5 protein-coding genes are annotated in these 3165 nt (G+C 71.1%); 3 read left to right on the top strand and 2 right to left on the bottom strand.

Annotated elements, in window-relative coordinates:
• From B8460_RS21605 to B8460_RS04395, 3 genes are all read left to right on the top strand, one after another.
• The coding region (locus tag B8460_RS21605; protein WP_048860363.1) for a hypothetical protein at window positions 1-183 on the top strand (183 nt) is incomplete at its 5' end.
• The gene (epmA, locus tag B8460_RS04400; RefSeq protein ID WP_048860362.1) at window positions 183-1193 is read left to right on the top strand and encodes an EF-P lysine aminoacylase EpmA; all 1011 of its coding nucleotides are present in this window, start codon (window positions 183-185) and stop codon (window positions 1191-1193) included. The genes B8460_RS21605 and epmA, both read left to right, overlap by 1 nt.
• Window positions 1194-1348: 155 nt before the next feature.
• On the top strand, window positions 1349-1735 hold the full coding sequence (locus tag B8460_RS04395; RefSeq protein WP_048860361.1) for a hypothetical protein: 387 nt from the start codon (window positions 1349-1351) through the stop codon (window positions 1733-1735).
• Between the two features lie 109 nt (window positions 1736-1844).
• Here the strand turns inward: B8460_RS04395 and B8460_RS04390 are convergent, their stop codons facing one another.
• Together B8460_RS04390 and B8460_RS04385 are read right to left on the bottom strand one after the other, a co-directional pair.
• Window positions 1845-2564: a hypothetical protein gene (locus tag B8460_RS04390; RefSeq protein ID WP_048860360.1), complete on the bottom strand. Its 720-nt coding sequence runs from the start codon at window positions 2562-2564 to the stop codon at window positions 1845-1847.
• 172 nt (window positions 2565-2736) lie between these two features.
• Window positions 2737-3165, bottom strand: a 429-nt coding sequence (locus B8460_RS04385; RefSeq protein ID WP_048860359.1) for an ABC transporter permease subunit, incomplete at its 5' end; no start/stop codon positions are given.

Genomic DNA, 3165 nt, shown 5'->3' with positions numbered 1-3165 from the left:
CCGCCCTATTACGGACCCGCCCGGCCGCACCTGCGCGCCGCCCGCGTGCCGGCCGAACAGCGCGCCGCGCGCAGCGACGAGGCTGAGGCACAGGCGATGCCGCCGCCGCAGTATCAGATTTATTACCCTGTGCAGGTCTACGGCTATCCCTGGCCGTACTGGACATACCGCCCGCTCTACTGATGGCGCGGCCGCCCTGGGCGGCGGACGCCTTCGCCGCGCGCCTCCCCCATCTGCGCCGCCGGGCGCGCCTCGCCGCCGCCACGCGCGCCTTCTTCGACGCGCGCGGCTATGTCGAGGTCGAGACGCCGTATGCGGTGCCGACGCCGGGCGAGGAGGTGCATCTGCGCGCCTACGCGACCGAACAGATCGCGACCGACGGCAGCCGCGTGCGCCGCTTCCTGCACACCAGTCCGGAGTTCGCGATGAAGCGGCTGCTCGTCGCGGGCGCCGGCCGGGTGTTCCAGCTCGCGCGAGTCTGGCGCAACGAGCAGGGAAGCGACCTGCACGCGCCCGAATTCACCATGCTCGAATGGTATCGCCCGGACGCGACTCTCGACGCGCTGATGGACGAGACGGAGGCGTACCTGCGTGCCGTGCTGCCGCCCGTCGTGTCCTGCCGGGACGTGACGACATCGCTCGATGCCTTCGAACGTCTCACCGTCGCCGAGGCGTTCGCGCGCTGGACCGGCACCGACGTGATCGCGACCGCCGATGACGCGCCGGCGCTCGCCGCCGCGGCCGGGGTCGTGCTGCGGGCGGGCGAGACCTGGGAGGATCTGTTCTTCCGCCTGCTGCTCGACCGGATCGAGCCGCATCTCGGGCAGGCGCGGCCCACGTTCCTGACGCATTGGCCGGCGGCGCAGGCGGCGCTGGCGCGACGCGATCCGCGCGATCCGCGCGTGGCGGAGCGGTTCGAATTGTATGTCTGCGGCATCGAACTCGCGAACGCCTACGCGGAGCTGACCGATGCGTGGGAGCAGCGCGCGCGCTTCCTGGCGGACCGCGCGCGTCGCGCGGCGCTGTACGGGACGGAGGATGACTGGCCGCTCGACGAGGATTTCCTCGACGCCGTCGCCCATGGTCTGCCGCCCTGCGCCGGCATCGCGCTCGGCTTCGACAGGCTCGCCATGATCGCCGCCGGTGCCGCGCGGATCGGCGACGTCCAGTGGATGCCGGTCACGCCGTTGTGACGGCCCGGCCCAGGGCGGCGTGCGCCGCGTTGCAAACCGTTGCAAAACCCAATGCTCAGGCACCGCGTTCTGCGCCACAGTGCATATGCGCGCGGACGCCGGCAGCCGCCATCTGAATGCAGCGGCGTGGGCGAGACGCGCGAAAGGAAGGAGCCATGGATAAGACCGTTGCCAGCCTGATCGGTGCCGTGTCGGCGCTCGCGGCCGCCGTGCCGGCAAGTGCCGCGCCGGCTGCCCCGCCCACGCTCGATGCTGCGTTGCAGGCGTCGTCCTACGCCGATCTGCTGCGGCCGATCCCGAACGCCCTCGACCTGTTGAAGACGGCGGCCGAGGCGCCGGCCGCGCCGCCCGAAGTGGATGCCGGGCCCACGCTCGTCCCGGCGGTCTCGGACGGCGGGGTGAAGGTGCAGCGGGTGCAGTACTGGTATCACCACCACCATCACCATCACCATCATCACCACCATCACCATAACTGGTACTACCACCCGTACTATCAGGGCTATTACCAGCCGTACTACTCGCCCTACGGCCCGCGCTACTGATTACCGGCCCGGCGCCGCGCTGCGCGGGGCCGAATGCGACGAACGCCCGCCCCGGCCGGACTGCCGCGGCGGGCGTTTGCGTTGCGGGAACTTGCGGTCAAGTGCCGGCCTACTTCCGCGTCGTTGCCCGCGCGGCGCCCAGGATGTTGCGATAGGTGCCGTCGAAGACGGTATTGGTGGACGACGTCCAGCGCGTGCCCGCGCCCAGCGTATCGCGGCTGGCGTAGATGCGCTTTGACTGCAACTCGCGCTCGGCGGCCTCCTCCGGCGACATGGGCTCCAGCTCCGGCCGTTCGTCGGCCTCCACCACCGTGATCTGGATGAACGGCTCGCCGGGCCGGAAGACATGCGTGCGCCCCTCGTCGGGCGACTTGAAGACAAGGAAGTAGACCATCGGCCACCAGTGACGGATCAGCGCCGGCACCGCGACGGGACAGGTGCCCGTGCGGTCGGTGTAGAAGCGCGGATGCGTCTCCGTCTTGATCGCGTGGGTGTCCGGCACCTTGAGGTCGATCAGGCTCTGATACGTGTAGTAGTCGCGCCCGAAGCTGCGGAACGCCGGCACCGGCCGGTCCGGCGCGGGCGGCGCCGCCGAATGGATGTCGAACACCAGCGCGCCGTCCCGCATCGAGACATGCAGTTCGTCGTCGTACGGATAACACAGCTCGATGCCCGCGCTCGCCGCCTCGGAGAACGGCAGGCAGTGCCAGGCATGTTCATGCGACCCGTCGGCACGCGGCTCCCGCTGCCCCGCCCAACCCGGCACCTCCAGCCGCGTGCGGCGGGGGTTCAGGCGGGGATTGACCATCCGGTACTTGACTATGGGCATCCGTCTCTCCCGTCCTCGGCATGGTCCAGACGTCGGGGCCGCGCCGCGGTTCTTGCCAGCGAGCGCAGAGTAGCGCCGCCGGGAGGAGGCGTCTGTGTTCAAACGTGACGGCGTGCCGCGCCGGCGTGCCGTCTCGCGGCTTGCCCTGTTCGTTCGCCGCGTCTCCATCATCTCAAGCGGCTGCCCTCCGCGTCTCTGATGCGGTCGCCCAACGCCCCACCCGCCCGATCGCCTGATCCAGCACCAGCGCCAGCAGCGCCACCAGCACGGCGCCCTGCACGACATAGGCCGTGTTGTCGCCGTCCAGGCCGAGGATGATCGGGGTGCCGAGGGTGCGGACGCCGATGGTCGATGCGATGGCGGCGGTGCCGACGTCGATCACTGCCGTCGTGCGCAACCCTGCGAGGATCAGCGGGGCGGCGAGCGGCAGTTCGGCGGCGAGCAGGCGGCGCCAGGGCGGGAAGCCCAGGCCCTCGGCGGCCTCGCGCACCGGGGCGGGCACGCTGTCGAGGCCGGCGAGCGTCGCCTGCACCACCGGCAGCAGGCCATAGAGCGACAGCGCCAGCAGCGCCGGGCGCGCGCCGAAGCCCAGCACCGGCAC

This window comes from Acidisphaera rubrifaciens HS-AP3 (assembly GCF_000964365.1).
GTDB lineage: Bacteria > Pseudomonadota > Alphaproteobacteria > Acetobacterales > Acetobacteraceae > Acidisphaera > Acidisphaera rubrifaciens.
This window is presented reverse-complemented; position numbering and strand designations above follow the sequence as displayed.

Coding starts and splice junctions, on each gene's coding strand:
- epmA (WP_048860362.1), top strand. CDS start 183: ATGGCGCGGCCGCCCTGGGCGGCGGACGCCTTCGCCGCGCGCCTCCCC.
- B8460_RS04395 (WP_048860361.1), top strand. CDS start 1,349: ATGGATAAGACCGTTGCCAGCCTGATCGGTGCCGTGTCGGCGCTCGCG.
- B8460_RS04390 (WP_048860360.1), bottom strand. CDS start 2,564: ATGCCCATAGTCAAGTACCGGATGGTCAATCCCCGCCTGAACCCCCGC.